This is a genomic window from Bacteroides gallinarum DSM 18171 = JCM 13658 (assembly GCF_000374365.1).
Taxonomy (GTDB): Bacteria; Bacteroidota; Bacteroidia; order Bacteroidales; family Bacteroidaceae; genus Bacteroides; species Bacteroides gallinarum.
The window spans coordinates 39,474-55,967 of the sequence record NZ_KB894118.1; the positions used below are offsets into that span (position 1 = coordinate 39,474).

The following is a 16,494-nucleotide window of genomic DNA, read 5'->3' on the forward strand; positions in this document are numbered from 1 at the left end:
CTTCATTTGGATAGGCTACCCGGCGGTTGGTTTAGAAAAAACAAAAAAGAAAGTAAACGATTTAAAGATTAAAACAAAATGTCAAGAACAAATTTCGATACATTATTGGAAGCCGGTTGCCACTTCGGCCACTTGAAAAGAAAGTGGAACCCTGCAATGGCTCCTTATATCTTCATGGAACGCAATGGTATTCATATCATTGACCTCAACAAGACGGTTGCTAAAATAGACGAAGCTGCGGAAGCTTTGAAGCAAATCGCTAAGTCAGGAAAGAAAGTCCTGTTTGTTGCTACTAAAAAACAAGCTAAGCAGGTGGTTGCCGACAAGGCTGCATCTGTAAATATGCCTTATGTAATCGAGCGCTGGCCGGGTGGTATGTTGACCAACTTCCCGACAATCCGTAAAGCCGTGAAGAAAATGGCTACTATCGACAAGTTGACTAACGACGGTACTTATTCCAACCTCTCCAAGAGAGAAATCCTGCAAATCTCCCGTCAACGTGCCAAGTTGGACAAGACCTTGGGCTCTATCGCCGACCTGACCCGTCTGCCGTCCGCTTTGTTTGTTGTCGATGTAATGAAAGAGAACATTGCAGTTCGCGAAGCTAACCGTTTGGGTATTCCGGTATTCGGTATCGTTGATACCAACTCCGACCCTACGAGCATCGACTTCGTTATTCCGGCAAACGATGACGCTACCAAGTCGGTAGAAGTTATCCTGGATGCTTGCTGCGCCGCTATGCAGGAAGGTCTGGAAGAGCGTAAGGCTGAAAAGGTAGATATGGAAGCTGCCGGCGAAGCTCCTGCCAACAAGGGCAAGAAGAAAGCTACGAAAGCAAGACTCGACAAATCCGATGAGGAAGCAATCAATGCTGCTAAGGCTGCTGCTTTCATCAAGGAAGACGAAGAAGCTTAATCATAGAACCGAGAGTTGAGAATTGAAAGTTGAGAGTTACTTTACGGCAATTCTCTATTCTCAGCTCTTTTTTGCTTTTTAGAACGATATTTATTAACTAAAAATATAAAGGAAAGATATTATGGCTGTAAGTATGGCTGATATAACCAAGCTCCGCAAAATGACCGGTGCTGGTATGATGGATTGCAAGAACGCATTGAACGATGCTGAAGGCGATTTCGACAAGGCAATGGAAATTATCCGTAAGAAGGGACAGGCTGTTGCCGCCAAGCGTTCAGACCGTGAGGCTTCTGAAGGTTGTGTCTTGGCTAAGACTACCGGTGACTTTGCCGTTATCATCGCTTTGAAGTGCGAAACGGACTTCGTTGCCCAGAATGCTGATTTCGTGAAACTGACTCAGGATATTCTCGACCTCGCTGTTGCCAACAAATGCAAGACTTTGGATGAAGTGAAGGCATTGCCGATGGGTAATGGTACGGTACAGGATGCTGTAACAGACCGTAGCGGTATCACCGGCGAGAAAATGGAACTCGACGGCTATATGACCGTAGAAGGTGCAAGCACTGTCGTTTATAATCATATGAACAGAAACGGCCTCTGTACTATCGTTGCCTTCAACAAGGAGGTAGACGGACAGTTGGCTAAGCAAGTGGCTATGCAGATTGCTGCCATGAATCCGCTGGCTATCGACGAGGACGGCGTTTCCGAAGAAGTGAAGCAGAAGGAAATCGAAGTCGCTATCGAGAAGACGAAAGCCGAGCAGGTACAGAAGGCTGTGGAAGCTGCCTTGAAGAAAGCAGGTATCAACCCGGCTCACGTGGATAGCGAAGACCATATGGAAAGCAATATGGCTAAAGGCTGGATTACGGCCGAGGATGTAGCGAAGGCAAAAGAAATCATTGCCAGCGTTTCTGCAGAAAAGGCTGCACATCTGCCCGAACAGATGATTCAGAATATCGCTAAGGGACGTCTGGGCAAATTCCTGAAGGAAGTTTGCCTGCTGAACCAGGAAGATATCATGGATGCCAAGAAAACGGTAAGAGAAGTACTGAAAGAAGCCGATGCCGAATTGAAGATTGTAGATTTCAAGCGTTTCACTTTGCGCGCTGAATAATTCTTATACGAATAAGAATATAAGAGAACGGCCGTACGGATTATCCGTAGCGGCCGTTTTTTTATTTCTTTGAACGGATTAGGAAAACCGGATTGATCCGTAAGTAAATTCCTACGGAAAAATTGGCGGTATTTGCAGCGTCTGCAATTCCTGCTGCGGGATGCTTGCTCTTGCCGGGGCATGAGTAATATAAATCGGCCTTGATTCCCATTGCATAGTGTTGCTTGAACTTGCGCGAATATTCTACCGAGGCGTACCATGTCTGCATCTTGTCGAATGCTACATCCTTGTTGCTGGTAGAAATCGTGCCGAAATAGGGTATTCCGAATAAAGAGATAAAATCTTTACCGAAAAAATATCCGCCTTCTATTCCGAAATCCTCGGTGATGCCGGCGCTCGCTTTCATGTAGAGAGCATATCCTTTATTCAAAGGCCACAATTCTCCATTCTGTTGATAATATCCTAAAACATCGGTTTCCAGGTTGATTTGGTTGAGGTACCTGCGGTTAAGGTTCCAGGTTACTCCTGCCCCTATCGAGCCGTTCATCAGGGTGTGTACCGAGTTGGTGTATAAAGTATCTATTTCTCCGCCGCGGTGTTGGATAGTCATCTGGACAGGTAGGTAGAAATGAGTGCGGGACGCGGGTGCGTTGAACTTTACCTGCGAGGACAATCCTATGGTAAACGCCTCCTGGTGCGTGTCTTGCCGGAAGATGAAGCTTTGCCAGTTTATCCATGCATCTATATGCAGGGGACGTATGTCGTAGAGGAGCTGGAAACCTGTTTCCGGGTCTGCCGTCAGGTTCAGCTCCGGATTATAAAGAGGCGAAATCAGGTTGTGATTGCTCCCGCCGTATAAGTTTCCCCAAACGAGGTTGATGTTAGACAGCTTCAACTGCGCCCGGAAATAGGGCAGGATATGGCTGCCCCGTTGAAACTGGTTGCCTTTCCACTGTGCGATATCCTGGTAGCTGTAATTGGGATATTTATAAGCGCCGCTGTAAACCAGAGCATGGAGCCCTAATTCCAGCTTGATGTTTTTTAGCGGAAAGAATACCCCTTTAGGCTGTAGCCAGAAGCCCGGCAATGTATAGCCTTTCATCACCGGGCCTGTAAATTCATTGTCCTTGAAGAAGCAGATGTTATCCACCTCTATGGATAATCTGCCGGCTTTAGCCGGGTCGATTTGGTAGTCGTTATAACAAATCCGTTCTATCAGTTGCGCCTGCAGCGGGGGCGTTGCCAGGCAGATAACGAGCCAGATGATTACGGACTTCCTTCCGGTTTGTACTCTTTTCATCGTTGGCTATTCTTGGAATACAGTACCGGGTTTAAAGCGGGGTCGTTGTACATTTTCATTTGTTTGTAGGTTTTCATGTATTTCTTTCCTGTGCTGATGTCTTCTATCAGTCGGTCTATCGCTGTTGACAGGTCTTTTTGCTGTTCGAGCAGGATATCTAGCTTTGTCCGGCATTGCTCCCTATGCATTTCGTCCACATCCGTGCGTTCGGTCTCTTGCCGCATATGGTAGATTTTCAGTTGCAGGATAGAAAGGCGGTCGATAGCCCATGCCGGGCTCTCGGTGTTGATAGTTGCATCCGGCCGTATCTCGGTATCTTTATAAGTATCCAGGAAGTAACTGTCTATTAGCTCTACGAGGTCGGTGCGGTCTTGGTTGGAACGGTCTATGCGGCGTTTCAGTGCCAATGCTTCTGTAGGGTCGATGTTCGGGTCTCTGATAAGGTCTTCGAGATGCCATTGTACGGTGTCAATCCAGTTTTTGGTATATAGATAGTATTCTATGCAGGGCGCCTGATAGGGGTTCTTCATAGGAGTATCCACATGATTGGCCTGGTGATAATCGGCAATGGCCTCATTGAAAACGCGGTTGTACAAGTTGCTGTATTCCATATTCTTTTGATTGATTAAGTGATGATATTCTTTTTAAGAAGGCTCGGGCGGTCAAGTCCTGCCCCATATGCCTATTTTGTGCAAGATGTATTTGAGTTTCCTCTCGATTCTACTGTGATTTCTGATAGGAAGATTGTTCGTTCCCGAAATTCTGGTATAAATAGGGTAGGTTGCAAAGAGGGTGTGGCTTCCTCGATGTTTTTTCATCTCTTTGATAGCGGCAGCCAATGCTTTTTCGAACGTAAAATGGGCAGAATCATTTATCCTCTCTGCTTTAGCGAAGAAAAAGTCGGGATAAAAATCTTTGTAAGCGATGATTAGCTTTGACGGAGCGGCAGTGAGCTTACAGTTCGCATCGCAAATTATGAATCTCGTTCTTTTTATATAACCGAGCTGTTTGAGCACATCGCCGAGGTTATCGACGATTATTCTACCTGTAATCTTTATCGTATAGTCGCACTCTTTCAAGAGTAGGGAATGCGTGTATATGTGTTTTAAAATAATCGCTTCTCCATACCCTTTCCCCAAGTTCCTGTCGAAACAATTTCCGTTGAATGCCAGATACTCCAATCTGCCTTCCCTGATATAGCCGGAAAATTCGTTGCTGAAGTCGGTGTTGCTATTCTCGCAGAAGATAATCTTGAAACGAGTGTGCGTAAGGTAGTACTTTAAAGCGGCTTTATATTGTTTCAGCCTTTCTGCCGTATCTTGCAGTTCGGTATAAACCATTTGACCGGGGTTTACACATGCCGTTAATATGATGATTCCTTTCATGGCTGCTGATGCGGGTTAAAAACGTATGATTTCGAAAGGGTGGTTATACACCTGGGCTGCCCGCATGGAGAAAGAACTTTTATACATCTTGTCCGTTATGAGCAGGTAGGATTTCTGTGCATGGGCTATGGCAAAGAAGTCGACGAAAGTCTTTTGGTGTTTGTCCGCTTTGGACTTATCCGGTATGTCTACGTGTAAAATCTCTCCGGGAATTATATAGGCATATTCCAACTGCCGGCAGGCTTCCAAAAAGCGGTTACTGTCGGATGTTATTAGAATCCGGGAAATATCGGGATGTTTGCTTTTGATGATTTCTATCTGTTTCAGACAAGCTTGTATCAATGCCGTTTGTTTGGAAGCGGGTATGTGCGGAGATGTTCCGGGCTCTTTGAAGTCGCCCAGCAATTCCAGGAAACGGGTTGAAACCGAAATATAATTTCCGGCTCCGCCTAAAATCCTTAATTGCTCGTCTATTTCCTTCTGTATCGGCACGGCCGGTTTGAACAGGCGGGTGAATAACTCGCCGAAATATCGTTCTTCATAATAGAAAGTGCTGTAAACATGTATTTGCTTATAGGGTGCGGATAGGAATTCTTCTGTTATGCTACGTTGGAATTTCCTTTCACGCTCTCCGGAATTACCGGAGGTATCCATGAAAACAGCTTTAGAATCTTCGGAATTGAAAGAAAGTTCGGAAGAACCGATTCTCCAGTCATAGAGGTTGGGAACCAAGTAATCCTCTAATCGGAAAGGCGTAGTAAAATAAATCCGGAAATCCACCTTGTGTTCCAGGCAGTATTTAAAAATAGTAATTATGTTTCTCAATCTGTCTACCAGCCCGCCATGCGGATATTTTCCGTCGGCCATACAGATAATCTGCTTTTGCGTATTGGCCGCATGCGGGTTGTCCGGAGAGTAATATTTCCGGAAATGTCTTCTTATCGTTCGTTTAAAACGGTATCTCCTGAAGAACAGGTAGTTGATTTCGGATTTGATGCGGAACCGTATTTCTTTTAAAGCCATATTCTTTCGTTTAACGTTTGCCAAGGTCATTGTACAATGTTTGCAGGATTGCTTTCCCTCTTTCTTCGCGGGCTTTGTCCTCTCCGTATAATGCTTTCCCGGCAGTATTGTCGTACACGGTGCAGCCTGTGGAATCCCTGAAAATAAAACCGTTGTTGAAAGTATTGAAAGCAAACGGGTATGTGTAACTGTTCGACATCACATCCCGGCTGAAAGTAAATTCTTCGTAAGGAATGTTTAGCTGGGCAAGAACGGTTGCCGCCAAGTCTGTCTGGCTGATGAGCCTGTCGATTCTCCGTGTATCTTTGATAGCTCCGCCGAGTAACAGTAACGGTATATGGGGAAAATCGGGCGAGGCAATCTCCTGATGATTGAAGCCGTGGTCGGCAGTACAGACAAATCAATAGGTTATCCCATGCGGGAGTGTTTTTTAACCGGTCTATGAAATCTCCGAAACAACTGTCTGTGTATGCAAATGCGTTGAACTTTTTGTCCGCTAACCGGTAATAAGGAACATCGAACGGGGCATGCGAGCTGATAGTCAGGAAAGTAGTGTACCATGGCTCCTTGCCTTGCCCGTATTTCTGCTGTATGTCCCGGTAGAGCCAGTTGAATGCAATATGGTCGGGTACACCCCATTTGCAGGTACGGTCGGATGCCGGAAAACTGTCCTGGCTTATCAGCTTGTCGTGCCCGGCACTGATAAAATAATCGGCCATATTGAAGAAAGTCATGTCGCTGGCATATAAGGCTTGTGTCCGGTAGCCGTAGGATTTTAAGGTTTTGGGTAGCCCGGGAAGCGATTGTATCTTGTGCGAATATCTCATAATGCTTGTCGTGGGTTGCGCCGGATAACCGCTGAGAATGGATACTATGCCCCGGTCTGTCCTGAAACTGTTGCAGTAGCACCGGGTAAAGGAGATTGCCTCCTCGGATATCCTATCGATATTGGGGGCTATTCCTTTCATTCCGCCTAAGTTCTCGATGAATACAGCTCCGAAACCTTCCAAAACGATGAACAGGATATTGGGGCGTGTGGTTTTAAGCAGGCATTCTGTGGTATCGGTAGGAAAGGCGTTCCCTTTCCGGGGAAGTATGGAGTCGTAAATATCGGCACGTTCTTCTTCGGTGAAGAACCTGAACTGTTTACTGAAGTTTTCGGCCTTGAGAGAGGTATAGGCTATATTGAATAAAGGATTCAATGCGCTATGGTTATGGAATGCTGTCTTTGAGTAAAACGCCCTTCCGGGAGTGTTAGGCCAGATTCTCAGCCCGCGTATCATACAGAAAAGGCATCCGCCGAATACTGCGAGGCATATCAGGGCAGGAAACCGCTTGCTCTTGTCGGCATGGCCGAATTTAATCTTGTACACAGGCATTGCCAGGATGAAGAAATAGGCGGCGGCCAGTACGATGATTGCCGTAACCCTCAATAATATATATGAAAACGAGACGCTGGCAAATGCATTCTTAGGGTCGTTCAGGTACATGAAAACCGTGGCGTCGAGCTTGAACTCCCAGAATTCGTAGAGCGAAGCGTCTGCCAAGGTTACTGCAGAAAGCAGGAAGGCTATCGCGATATTATAACCGATGAGCGGTTTGCGGGGAGAGAACCGGGGAAGAAACAGATAGAGGCCGATAATGAGGAAAGGGATGACTGTCAGGTATCCGGCTGTTGCAACATCCAGTGGAAGGCCATGACGATAGATTGCCGCCCAGTCCGTAAGCGTGCATGATGAACCTCCGCACCCCCAGTTGTATAATAGGAATATGGGCTTCTGTATAAACAGGAATATACCGATGCAGAGCATCAGGTGGGAGAGCAGGTAGATAATGGACTTCTTTAGCATAATGTTCGTTTTTCGTTGAGCAATGTTTTTTCTATTTGCCGGAGAATCCTTTCCGGTGTAATCCTGTTCATGCAGTCGAAATGGCGTAGCGGGCACTTTTCCGCTCCGCTGATACTACATGGCTGGCAGTCTGTGCCGGCTACTATGGCATTGTCCTCCCGTTGCCCCCAACCGCCGAAACCGCATAACGGGGTAGTGCTGCCCCATATGGAGATTACCGGAGTACCGGTTAGCGATGCCAAGTGCATATTGGCGGAATCCATAGACACCATGACCTCCAGGCGGGACATCAGCGAGAGTTCCTGCTCGAGGGATAACCTGCCGGGCAGGGCTATGGTAGCGGGATATGCAGCCTCCCATTTTTTCAGGACAGCCGTTTCTTTCTCTCCACCGCCGAAAAGGAAAATGGTGTACCCCTTTTGAGCGGTTAATAGTTTTACGACTTCCTGCATCTGTTCCAGCGGGTAAGTCTTGTTCGCATAACGTGCGAAGGGAGCTATACCTATCCCTTTCGTACCGCTTGGGACGGGTATATCCAAAGTAAAAGGTATGGGAGGGATGTCCTGGAAAATACTCCGGAAGGTAGGGGTTACAGGAAGTCCCAACCGCTCCAGCACATCGAAATAGCGTAGGATATAATTCCGTTGGGCTATCGGGCTTTTGTTGTGACGCCGTGTCAGCGCCTTTCTTTTGCTTCTTTGCTTCCGTACTATGCTTACCGGTTTTCCGGTTATACGGAAGTAGCAATCTATGCACCACGAACGTAGTACATTGTGAAAGTCGGCTACCTTGTCTATCTTCTCCTTGCCCAGTATCCCTATCAGTTTTAGTACACCCCTTATCCCCCGGTGGATATCCCTGTCGGTTGTAATGAATGAGATATTGCCGGGCGCATTGACAAACAGCCGGGTGAAGAAAGGACGCGTCAGTACTTTTATCCGGTATTGCGGATACTGCACGGCAAGGGAGTAGATTGCGGGAATCGTCATCGCTACATCTCCCAATGCCGACATGCGGATAATCAATAGTACCGGTTCTTTTTTCTTCATAGTCATTGGCAATAAGGGATTTGCCCGCTTCTCTGCAGATACTTTTGTATGACAAGCAGGGATATGGCTCTTTCTACTTTCTTGTTCTTGAACCGGCGGATGTACTCGTGGGCATGTTCGATGATAAGCTCCGCTTCGTCCGGATGCGAGATATAATACTCTATCTTCTCTATCAAGTCCGAATAGTCGGGCTTGATTTCTATGTAATGGTAGCCGGGAACGAGTTTCCCTTCCATGAACCACGTCTCGTACCGCGGGCGCGGCATTACGGGTACGGAGTTGGAGGACATTACCCATTTCAGGTTGCTTGCCACATCGTTACCCTCGATGCAACAGATGAATTTGTACTGTAATTGCTCCTCGAGGGTGAGGTAACCTTTCACCCATTCCGGATGCTCCCGGGCGGTATCCGTATTGATTTGCCCGATGTCGCATAAGGGATGTCCGTAATACATCTCGAGCAGTTTCCGGCGATGCGGCTGCCTTACGACGTTGCGGCTGACCAGCATATCCTTTTTCTCACGGAAATTCCTGCTGTCCCTGATAAAGTGGAAATGCCGTACCCGGTTCAGCTTTAGCAGGACGGCGTTGGAAGTTGCACCGCCAATGGGACGGCTTTTGACGAAAGCCGGCACGGACGGTTCACGGGTAACATCGCCGAACTCATACCTGAACCTGGAATGCGGGCTGAAAAAGCGGATGTTACTGTATAGGTCGAAAAAATACATGGAGAACTTCTCTTTCTTGCCGAATGGATACCTGAAAGAGCGGATTGCAGTCCACTCCTCCGAAGTGCGGCATTCCGGCATCCGGTTGTAATAGGCTACGCGTTCCTCAATTTCCCGCTTTCTGTTTTGGGGAAGGGATGCAAGAATACCCCGGAGTTGCCGCCTGTACAGGTAGTTCGGCAGGAAGTAGGTGCTGAAATTGCAGATATAGAAATAGATTCTCCTGAATCCTTTCTGGAATTGCAGATAATACCGGGCATTCATGTTACAACTCATTAATCAGGATTGTAGTACTTGCCGATAGACGTTCAGCAGGCTTTGCATAATTCTCTTTTCGGAGAAATCCCGGGCATGCTCTTTTCCCTGCTCTGCCATGTACGTAGTCCGTTCGGGGCTCTCCAATATGCTGTCTGTCAGTTCCGCTATCTTTTGGTAATCGAACGGATTGCAGTATAAAGAGGCGTCGCCACCGGCTTCTTCCAGGCAGGAACCTGTGGCTGCAACGACCGGTACGCCCGAAGTGAGCGCCTCCAGTACGGGAATGCCGAATCCCTCGAAATAGGACATGTAGAGAAATACGGAACAGCCCTGATAGAGTGCGGGCAAGTCGGCATTAGGGACGTTGTTCAAGATATGCACCCTGCCTTGCAGCCCGAGATTGCGTACCCTTTCCTCTATGCTGCTTTGAAACTTGGTATGTTTGCCCACCAGTACCAGGTGTATGTCCTCATCATGCATAAGCGGCAGCGCCTGCAGGATAGAACGGTGGTTTTTTCTGTGCTCGAAAGTCCCTACGCTGAGCAGGTAGCGGTCGGGAATGCCGTATCTTTTTCGTATGGCCTGCTTTTCTTCAATGGAAACGGTGCGGCTGAATATCCTGTCGCATCCCTGGTATACGATTTCTATCTTACTCTCCGGTATATGGTAAAAGTCGATGATATCCCGCTTGGTTTGCCGGCTGATAGCTATAATCTTATCGGCGTGCCGGCAGGCATAAAGCGTTTTCCATTTCAATATCAGCCGGCTGAACAAATCGTAAGTCTCGGGAAAACGCAGGAAAATCAAGTCGTGAATGGTTACTACGGAAGGTATTCCCGTTTTCTGTATGCCCCATGGCAACTCGTTGGTCAGTCCGTGGAACAGGTCGATTCTTTCGGATTTCAGTACCCCGGCGATGTTGCGGCACTTGCGGTATTCCTGCAGGAAAACCGGCTTTTTCGAGGGATACAGGCTGTAGTGCAACGCGGGCGAGTTGACAATCCGTTTCATCGCTTTGTCGTTTACCGGTTCTGTGGCAAATAGGAAGTACTGGTGTTCGGGAGCGTACGAGCAAAGGCCGTTGATTAGACCTCTGCTGTAATTCCCGATTCCCGTTAGGTTCTTGACCGCCTTTTTGGCATCGAATCCGATACGCATAGTGAATTATAGTTTAGCTTTGTTCTCGTTTAAGTATTTCTCTACGCCCTCGATGTCTTTCCGGTTGTCTACCGATAAAGATTTGCAATGGCAGTTGTAGTAATAGATAGGCATATGGTTTTCGAGAAAGCGGAAAGAATCGTTTTCTTCAATCTTCTCGATAGGACCCCGGGGAGTATTGTGATAGAATTCCAATGCTTTCCGGTTGAAAGCACCTACCCCTACGAACTTATGATATACGTAGTCCATATTTCCTTTGGGATAAGGAATGGGGCTGCGCGAAATGAAAAGACAACGGTTGTCTGCGGCGGTAACGATTTTCAGGTTCGTGGCATCGATTACTTCTACGGGGTTGCTGAAGTCCGTCATCAGGTTCGATACGTAGATGTCGTTTTCCGGCAACTTGTCGGGAATACATTGAACGATGTATTCCTTGGTCAGTAACGGCTCGTCGCCGTTGACCATGACGTACAGGTCTGCCGGTATCCGGGTGGAAACTTCATAGAGACGTTCGGTGGCAGTGTCGTGGTCGGAAGAAGTCATCACGACCCGGGCTCCGAAAGCTTCGCAGGCATTTTTTATCTTTTCGCTGTCGGTGGCTACGTAAACCTCCTCGAAGCATTCCACTTCCTTGCAATGGGTATATACCCATTGTATCATCGGCTTGCCGCAAATCAGGGCAAGAGGTTTTTCGAAAAAACGGGTCGATTCGGCACGTGCCGGTATTACACAAACAATTTTCATTTCAATTCTTTTTTAGATTGGTATTTGAATTATCTTGTTTAGAAAATCTCCATCTCTTATGCGACCATAGCCAGTATTCCGGCGAGCGGCATATCGTGGCTTCCAACATTTGCAGGAACCGGAGGGTATAGGGATACTCCGTCTCCGTACAGCCGGGCTGTATTTGCTTGAAAGTCATCCTGTAATGCCCTCTCCCGGTCTTTTCTATATCGAGATATACATAATTCGCACCGGTTCTTTGCCCTATTGCTTCGCCGCCGGTACTGTATGCCGTTTCCTGGTGGAGGAATGTAGTCCAGTAATACAGGTTCGAGCTGTTGGGGCGTTGGTCGGCTATAAACCCTATGATGCTCTGTTGCCCTTCCTTATTCATGCGGAGCAGCGTACGGAAAGCCTGTTTTTGCGGAATGCTGGTCGTAGGGAAGCGGGAGCGTATCCTCAACATGATATTGTCCATGACCTTACTGCGTACCGGGCGATATATCTGCCCGCTGATTACGGAGCGGGTGTAATGCCGTGTAATCGCCTGCGCCCATTCCCAGTTTCCGTAATGGCCTAAGAACAGGATAATAGGCCGTTTGCTTTCCAGCAGCTTGTCTACCAGCTCACCGTTGGTAACTTCTATGCGCCGGTCTATCTCCTTGTCGGAGATGTGCAGCAGCTTGACAGTCTCTACGATGCAGTCGCAAAGGTGGTGGTAGAACTTGCGTTCGATGTCTTTTATCTCACCGCTGCTCTTGGCGGGGAACGAGCGCTGCAAGTTCCGCCTTACCGTTTGCAGCCTGTAATGGAGGCAGTGGTAGAGCAATACATAGATGCCGTCGCTGAATATATAGAGCACCCTTAACGGCAAAAGAGCCGTCAGATGCAATAAGCCGATAGCCAATCCGTATAGAAGCCTGCTTTTCATGATTTGCCCAATAATCGGATGATATGTGAGGTAGCCCCGCTGTTCCGGTCGGTATAGGCTTGCGCTGTTTTTTTGATACGGGCCAGCTCCGCCCCGTTTGCATGTAGTTTGACAAACCACTCGTCCAAATCCTTTCCGGAACGCACAATACTGCCTATGTGCAGCTCAATCAGTTCGTTCGGGGTGGCTTTCCTATGTATGAGCGGGCCGAAAGCTACCGGTAAACCGTAAACGGTAGCTTCGATGATGCTGTGCAGATAGGGGGTGAAACCGCCTCCCACGTACGCCCATTTCCCATAACGGTATAAGTAGGCCAGGTCGCCCAGGTAGTCTATAATCAACGCCTGCGTATCGGAGAAATCCGTGTTTTCATCGCATTCGGAATAACAGAGGGCATATCCGTCCAGGCAGAACTTTATTTCGTTAAGTATTTCTTCGCTTATCTCATGAGGCACTATGATGAAGTGTACATCCCTATGATTGTTGGCAAGGCTGCTGACGAGCGCCATGTCCTTCCTGTCGCTGATGCTTCCGGCTATGAAAAGGTCGCCTTGCCGTGCGAACCGCTCGATAACGGGATTATGCCACGGGGTGGTGCTTACGGCGATTGCATTGTCGAACAACGGGTCGCCGGTTATACTTATATTCTCGAAACCCAACGCCCTGAGATTGGCTTTGGACTGTTCGTTCAACACCATGAAGTGGGTGAATGCCTCCAGCGATTTCCGGTATATCCCGCCATACCATTTGAAAAAAGGAGCGTTCCGGCTGATTACTGCCGAAATGAGATAGGTGGGGATGTTCCGCCTTTTCAGCTCCGATAAATAGTTAAGCCAATATTCGGAGATGATGAATATCGCCTTCCGAGGCTGTACGGTATCGAGAAAGCGGCGTACATTTCTCCGTGTATCCAGCGGAAGGTAGAAAACGTGGTCGGCATCCGGGTGATGCCACTTGAGTGCCTCATAACCGGTAGGCGAGAAGAATGTAAGGATGATGCGGTACTTCCCCTCCCTTTTTAGCTGCCTGATGATAGGGCGTGCCACTCCGTATTCGCCTAAAGAGGAGGCATGTATCCATAAAGCCGGCAGGTTGCCGGTATCGCCGGTTTCTTTTTGTATGGTTTCGATTAACCCCTGCTGTCCTGCTGCGAACTTCCGGAATTTCCCGCTGCCCGGAACCATAACCTGTATGCGGGCAATTAACGTGAGGATTAACCCAGCCAAAGTAAGTATTGCGTTATATATGGAGCTCATTGTGCCGATAGTATAATAATCGGCGCAAAGGTACGGTGAAGGCAGAAGGCGGACGGTATGCAAGCCGTCGGTATTCTGTACGGAAACGTTCTGATTTGATACGGTCTTTCCGCTGCTTACAATAGCTGTTGTTTCAGCAGTTCAAGCAGCTCCTGCGGAAGGTGGGAGAGGTCTAACTCCCTGTTCTTGAAAGGGAGTACGATGCAGGGGGAGTCTTTGCCCGCCTGTTCTTTCCGGTTGAGGTAAACTTCGCCGATGAAGTCGTATTGAAGCACTTCGGAGATAAGCAGGAGTCTTTCCACATCGATGTTCTTGCTGTTGAATATGTGATAAAGCGAGGTACGGGCACAATGTATCTGGCGCGCAAATTCTGCATAACTGATATGGCGTTCGTCTACCTTCTGCTGGATGATTTTCCCGATGTAGATGTCTTTGAATTTAGGTTCCACAGATTCGTTTCCTGTACACTCACCATCTGTTCCCCTGGTGTCCGGCGATTTTTGTTCAACAAAAAAGCGTGAGGAACTATACTGTTCATCAAAAACGTGGTATCGCCAAACACCAGACCTACGAATGAACCGAATAAACACCCCACGCTGGTGCTATATGTATGCGACACACACGGTCGCAAGAATACATACAACCAACGGAAGCATCATACTGTTCCATCCTCGTAGGTCGAAATTTTGGCGATTTTCGTTTTTGGATGAAGCTTATAACGCTTTCTTTCTATATATAATGTATATATATGTCCGCTATGGATAGTCACCTACCCCCTCGGACATTGCAAAGATACAAAGAAAGTTGAACAGTGTGACGCAGGAGAGGTGTTTATTCATACGAAAGATATGAAAATAATGTAATACAAAAGGAGACGCCCGGCGAAGAATGTGGGGTTATCCTACGGGCTTGGTCTGCGTATATCCTTCTTTCTTCAATAATTCCAGCACCTTCTGCTTGAAATCTCCCTGTACGATGATTTCCCCGTCTTTGGCACTGCCTCCTACGCCGCATTTGCTTTTCAGGAACTTGCCCAGCTCCTTCAAGTCCTCCTCCGTGCCGACGAAGCCGGTAACGAGAGTTACTACCTTGCCACCGCGGTTTTTGCGGTCTAACTGCACGCGCAGACGCTGTTGGGAGGGTTGGAGAGTGGCCGGTTCGTCGTCCTTCTCCGTTTCGTACTTAAAGTCGGGATTGGTAGAGTACACTACGTTCAACCGCTCTTTCCAGTCATTATCTTTTAAATTCTTAGCCATATTCACCTGTATTTACTTATTATGAAAAGATGCTCAAAAGTACGGCTTTGCAGGAAACTTTGCAATCGTAGGTAGAAATAATGTTAACCTTTTGTGATAGATATGTTAGAGATTAGAAAAAAAACAGTACTTTTGTCGGTCATAATATTGAGAACTTAAAGAGAAAGCTATGAACAATCAGTTACAAAAGAAAGACTCCATGAAGGTTCCGGAACCTACCTTGCGCCGGCTTCCGTGGTACCTTTCCAATGTAAAGTTGCTTAGAAAGAAAGGCGAACGCTTCGTTTCCTCCACTCAAATCTCCAAAGAAATCAATATTGATGCTTCCCAGATAGCGAAAGACCTGTCGTATGTCAATATCTCCGGTCGTACACGCGTAGGCTACGAGATAGACACGCTGATTGCCGTGCTGGAAGACTTCCTGGGCTTTACCAATATACACAAAGCTTTTCTTTTCGGTGTCGGAAGCCTGGGAGGCGCTTTGCTGCGCGATTCCGGCCTGAACCATTTCGGCCTGGAGATTGTGGCGGCATTCGATGTAAACCCCGACCTGGTGGGTACGTCGCTGAACGGTATTCCTATTTATCATTCCGACGATTTTCAGGAGAAGATGCGCGAATACGATGTCAACATCGGCGTGCTGACAGTCCCTATCGAGATTGCGCAGGAAATTACGGATACCATGGTGGCGGGCGGCATCAAGGCGGTATGGAACTTTACCCCGTTCCGTATCCGCGTGCCCGAAGACATCGTAGTGCAGAACACCTCGCTGTACGCTCACCTGGCAGTGATGTTCAACCGTTTGAACTTTAACGAAATCAGGTAATGAAAATCATTGCAGTAGGAATGAACTATGCCCGGCACAACGAGGAGCTGGGGCATACCCAGGCAAATCGGGAACCGGTGATTTTCATGAAGCCCGACTCGGCTATCCTCAAAGACGGCAAACCTTTCTTTGTGCCCGATTTCTCCGATGAAGTCCATTACGAAACGGAAGTCGTGGTACGCATTTGCAGGCTGGGTAAGCATATCGCACCCCGTTTTGCGCATCGCTATTACGATGCGGTGACGGTAGGCATCGACTTCACGGCACGCGATTTGCAGCGGAAATTCCGCGAAACGGGCAACCCGTGGGAGCTGTGCAAAGGGTTCGACAGTTCGGCGGCTATCGGAACGTTCGTCTCTACGGAGCAGGCGGGAGGCGATTTGCAGCAACTGGATTTCCACCTGGATATAGACGGCAAGGAAGTGCAACGCGGTAATACGGCGGATATGCTTTTCAAGATAGACGATATCATAGCCTACGTAAGCCGATTCATGACCCTGAAAATCGGCGACTTGCTGTTTACGGGTACGCCGGCGGGCGTGGGTCCCGTCAGTATCGGGCAACATCTGCAAGGTTACCTGGGAAACGAGAAATTGCTCGATTTCTATATCCGCTGATTCCGGCAATCCGTCCGGGACGCATCCGCGCCGGCCTTTCCCTCCTCTTACGCCGCTTCTCCTTCCATTAAGGAAAAATAGCAGAATATCTTTGAGTCAATAACG

17 protein-coding genes are annotated in these 16,494 nt (G+C 47.9%); 4 read left to right on the top strand and 13 right to left on the bottom strand.

Features of this window, described 5'->3' with window-relative positions; translation table 11 throughout:
* Nucleotides 1–78: 78 nt before the first annotated feature.
* Entirely contained in the window at nucleotides 79–915 is an 837-nt protein-coding gene (gene rpsB, locus C233_RS0103915) for a 30S ribosomal protein S2 (RefSeq protein WP_026314715.1), read from the top strand.
* 121 nt (nucleotides 916–1,036) lie between these two features.
* The gene (gene tsf, locus C233_RS0103920; protein ID WP_018666112.1) at nucleotides 1,037–2,029 is read left to right on the top strand and encodes a translation elongation factor Ts; all 993 of its coding nucleotides are present in this window, start codon (nucleotides 1,037–1,039) and stop codon (nucleotides 2,027–2,029) included.
* A gap of 61 nt (nucleotides 2,030–2,090) precedes the next feature.
* On the opposite strand, the gene lpxZ is transcribed toward tsf, so the two are convergent.
* The 13 genes from lpxZ to C233_RS0103985 form a co-directional block, all read right to left on the bottom strand.
* The gene (gene lpxZ, locus C233_RS0103925; protein WP_018666113.1) at nucleotides 2,091–3,329 is read right to left on the bottom strand and encodes an LpxZ family protein; all 1,239 of its coding nucleotides are present in this window, start codon (nucleotides 3,327–3,329) and stop codon (nucleotides 2,091–2,093) included.
* Nucleotides 3,326–3,940 carry a DUF4254 domain-containing protein gene (locus C233_RS0103930; protein WP_018666114.1) on the bottom strand — a complete coding sequence of 205 codons (615 nt, stop codon included), beginning with the start codon at nucleotides 3,938–3,940 and terminating at the stop codon, nucleotides 3,326–3,328. The genes lpxZ and C233_RS0103930 overlap by 4 nt, the downstream gene beginning before the upstream one ends.
* 51 nt (nucleotides 3,941–3,991) lie before the next feature.
* Nucleotides 3,992–4,714 (bottom strand): hypothetical protein, encoded by a 723-nt coding sequence (locus C233_RS22260; RefSeq protein ID WP_018666115.1) that lies wholly within the window; start codon nucleotides 4,712–4,714, stop codon nucleotides 3,992–3,994.
* Between the two features lie 15 nt (nucleotides 4,715–4,729).
* Nucleotides 4,730–5,737 (bottom strand): hypothetical protein, encoded by a 1,008-nt coding sequence (locus C233_RS0103940; RefSeq protein WP_039747272.1) that lies wholly within the window; start codon nucleotides 5,735–5,737, stop codon nucleotides 4,730–4,732.
* A 26-nt stretch (nucleotides 5,738–5,763) separates the two neighbouring features.
* A complete protein-coding gene (locus tag C233_RS22265) occupies nucleotides 5,764–7,587 on the bottom strand; it encodes an LTA synthase family protein (RefSeq protein ID WP_244149052.1) in 1,824 nt (607 codons plus the stop codon).
* On the bottom strand, nucleotides 7,581–8,636 hold the full coding sequence (locus C233_RS0103950; protein WP_025068946.1) for a glycosyltransferase family 9 protein: 1,056 nt from the start codon (nucleotides 8,634–8,636) through the stop codon (nucleotides 7,581–7,583). Before C233_RS0103950 ends, C233_RS22265 begins: the two co-directional genes overlap by 7 nt.
* A gap of 2 nt (nucleotides 8,637–8,638) precedes the next feature.
* Nucleotides 8,639–9,640 carry a glycosyl transferase family 90 gene (locus C233_RS0103955; RefSeq protein WP_244149053.1) on the bottom strand — a complete coding sequence of 334 codons (1,002 nt, stop codon included), beginning with the start codon at nucleotides 9,638–9,640 and terminating at the stop codon, nucleotides 8,639–8,641.
* A 3-nt stretch (nucleotides 9,641–9,643) separates the two neighbouring features.
* The gene (locus C233_RS0103960; protein ID WP_018666119.1) at nucleotides 9,644–10,780 is read right to left on the bottom strand and encodes a glycosyltransferase family 4 protein; all 1,137 of its coding nucleotides are present in this window, start codon (nucleotides 10,778–10,780) and stop codon (nucleotides 9,644–9,646) included.
* 6 nt (nucleotides 10,781–10,786) lie between these two features.
* Nucleotides 10,787–11,524 (bottom strand): 3-deoxy-manno-octulosonate cytidylyltransferase, encoded by a 738-nt coding sequence (locus C233_RS0103965; protein ID WP_018666120.1) that lies wholly within the window; start codon nucleotides 11,522–11,524, stop codon nucleotides 10,787–10,789.
* A gap of 1 nt (nucleotide 11,525) precedes the next feature.
* On the bottom strand, nucleotides 11,526–12,434 hold the full coding sequence (locus C233_RS0103970) for a lysophospholipid acyltransferase family protein (protein WP_018666121.1): 909 nt from the start codon (nucleotides 12,432–12,434) through the stop codon (nucleotides 11,526–11,528).
* Complete coding sequence (locus C233_RS0103975; RefSeq protein ID WP_167321132.1) at nucleotides 12,431–13,660, bottom strand: 3-deoxy-D-manno-octulosonic acid transferase; 1,230 nt, start codon at nucleotides 13,658–13,660, stop codon at nucleotides 12,431–12,433. Before C233_RS0103975 ends, C233_RS0103970 begins: the two co-directional genes overlap by 4 nt.
* 146 nt (nucleotides 13,661–13,806) lie before the next feature.
* Complete coding sequence (locus C233_RS23200) at nucleotides 13,807–14,139, bottom strand: helix-turn-helix domain-containing protein (RefSeq protein ID WP_018666123.1); 333 nt, start codon at nucleotides 14,137–14,139, stop codon at nucleotides 13,807–13,809.
* 447 nt (nucleotides 14,140–14,586) lie between these two features.
* Nucleotides 14,587–14,946, bottom strand: coding sequence for a translation initiation factor (locus C233_RS0103985; RefSeq protein ID WP_018666124.1), 360 nt, complete (start codon nucleotides 14,944–14,946; stop codon nucleotides 14,587–14,589).
* 169 nt (nucleotides 14,947–15,115) lie between these two features.
* Between C233_RS0103985 and C233_RS0103990 the strand changes: the two genes are divergently transcribed.
* The gene (locus C233_RS0103990) at nucleotides 15,116–15,772 is read left to right on the top strand and encodes a redox-sensing transcriptional repressor Rex (RefSeq protein ID WP_018666125.1); all 657 of its coding nucleotides are present in this window, start codon (nucleotides 15,116–15,118) and stop codon (nucleotides 15,770–15,772) included.
* Nucleotides 15,772–16,389: a fumarylacetoacetate hydrolase family protein gene (locus tag C233_RS0103995; RefSeq protein WP_018666126.1), complete on the top strand. Its 618-nt coding sequence runs from the start codon at nucleotides 15,772–15,774 to the stop codon at nucleotides 16,387–16,389. The genes C233_RS0103990 and C233_RS0103995 overlap by 1 nt, the downstream gene beginning before the upstream one ends.
* Nucleotides 16,390–16,494: the final 105 nt, after the last annotated feature.

What these genes read in the sequence shown, in the direction of transcription:
- rpsB (WP_026314715.1), top strand. Translation starts at nt 79, where the DNA reads ATGTCAAGAACAAATTTCGATACATTATTGGAAGCCGGTTGCCACTTC.
- tsf (WP_018666112.1), top strand. Translation starts at nt 1,037, where the DNA reads ATGGCTGTAAGTATGGCTGATATAACCAAGCTCCGCAAAATGACCGGT.
- lpxZ (WP_018666113.1), bottom strand. Translation starts at nt 3,329, where the DNA reads ATGAAAAGAGTACAAACCGGAAGGAAGTCCGTAATCATCTGGCTCGTT.
- C233_RS0103930 (WP_018666114.1), bottom strand. Translation starts at nt 3,940, where the DNA reads ATGGAATACAGCAACTTGTACAACCGCGTTTTCAATGAGGCCATTGCC.
- C233_RS22260 (WP_018666115.1), bottom strand. Translation starts at nt 4,714, where the DNA reads ATGAAAGGAATCATCATATTAACGGCATGTGTAAACCCCGGTCAAATG.
- C233_RS0103940 (WP_039747272.1), bottom strand. Translation starts at nt 5,737, where the DNA reads ATGGCTTTAAAAGAAATACGGTTCCGCATCAAATCCGAAATCAACTAC.
- C233_RS22265 (WP_244149052.1), bottom strand. Translation starts at nt 7,587, where the DNA reads ATGCTAAAGAAGTCCATTATCTACCTGCTCTCCCACCTGATGCTCTGC.
- C233_RS0103950 (WP_025068946.1), bottom strand. Translation starts at nt 8,636, where the DNA reads ATGAAGAAAAAAGAACCGGTACTATTGATTATCCGCATGTCGGCATTG.
- C233_RS0103955 (WP_244149053.1), bottom strand. Translation starts at nt 9,640, where the DNA reads ATGAGTTGTAACATGAATGCCCGGTATTATCTGCAATTCCAGAAAGGA.
- C233_RS0103960 (WP_018666119.1), bottom strand. Translation starts at nt 10,780, where the DNA reads ATGCGTATCGGATTCGATGCCAAAAAGGCGGTCAAGAACCTAACGGGA.
- C233_RS0103965 (WP_018666120.1), bottom strand. Translation starts at nt 11,524, where the DNA reads ATGAAAATTGTTTGTGTAATACCGGCACGTGCCGAATCGACCCGTTTT.
- C233_RS0103970 (WP_018666121.1), bottom strand. Translation starts at nt 12,434, where the DNA reads ATGAAAAGCAGGCTTCTATACGGATTGGCTATCGGCTTATTGCATCTG.
- C233_RS0103985 (WP_018666124.1), bottom strand. Translation starts at nt 14,946, where the DNA reads ATGGCTAAGAATTTAAAAGATAATGACTGGAAAGAGCGGTTGAACGTA.
- C233_RS0103990 (WP_018666125.1), top strand. Translation starts at nt 15,116, where the DNA reads ATGAACAATCAGTTACAAAAGAAAGACTCCATGAAGGTTCCGGAACCT.
- C233_RS0103995 (WP_018666126.1), top strand. Translation starts at nt 15,772, where the DNA reads ATGAAAATCATTGCAGTAGGAATGAACTATGCCCGGCACAACGAGGAG.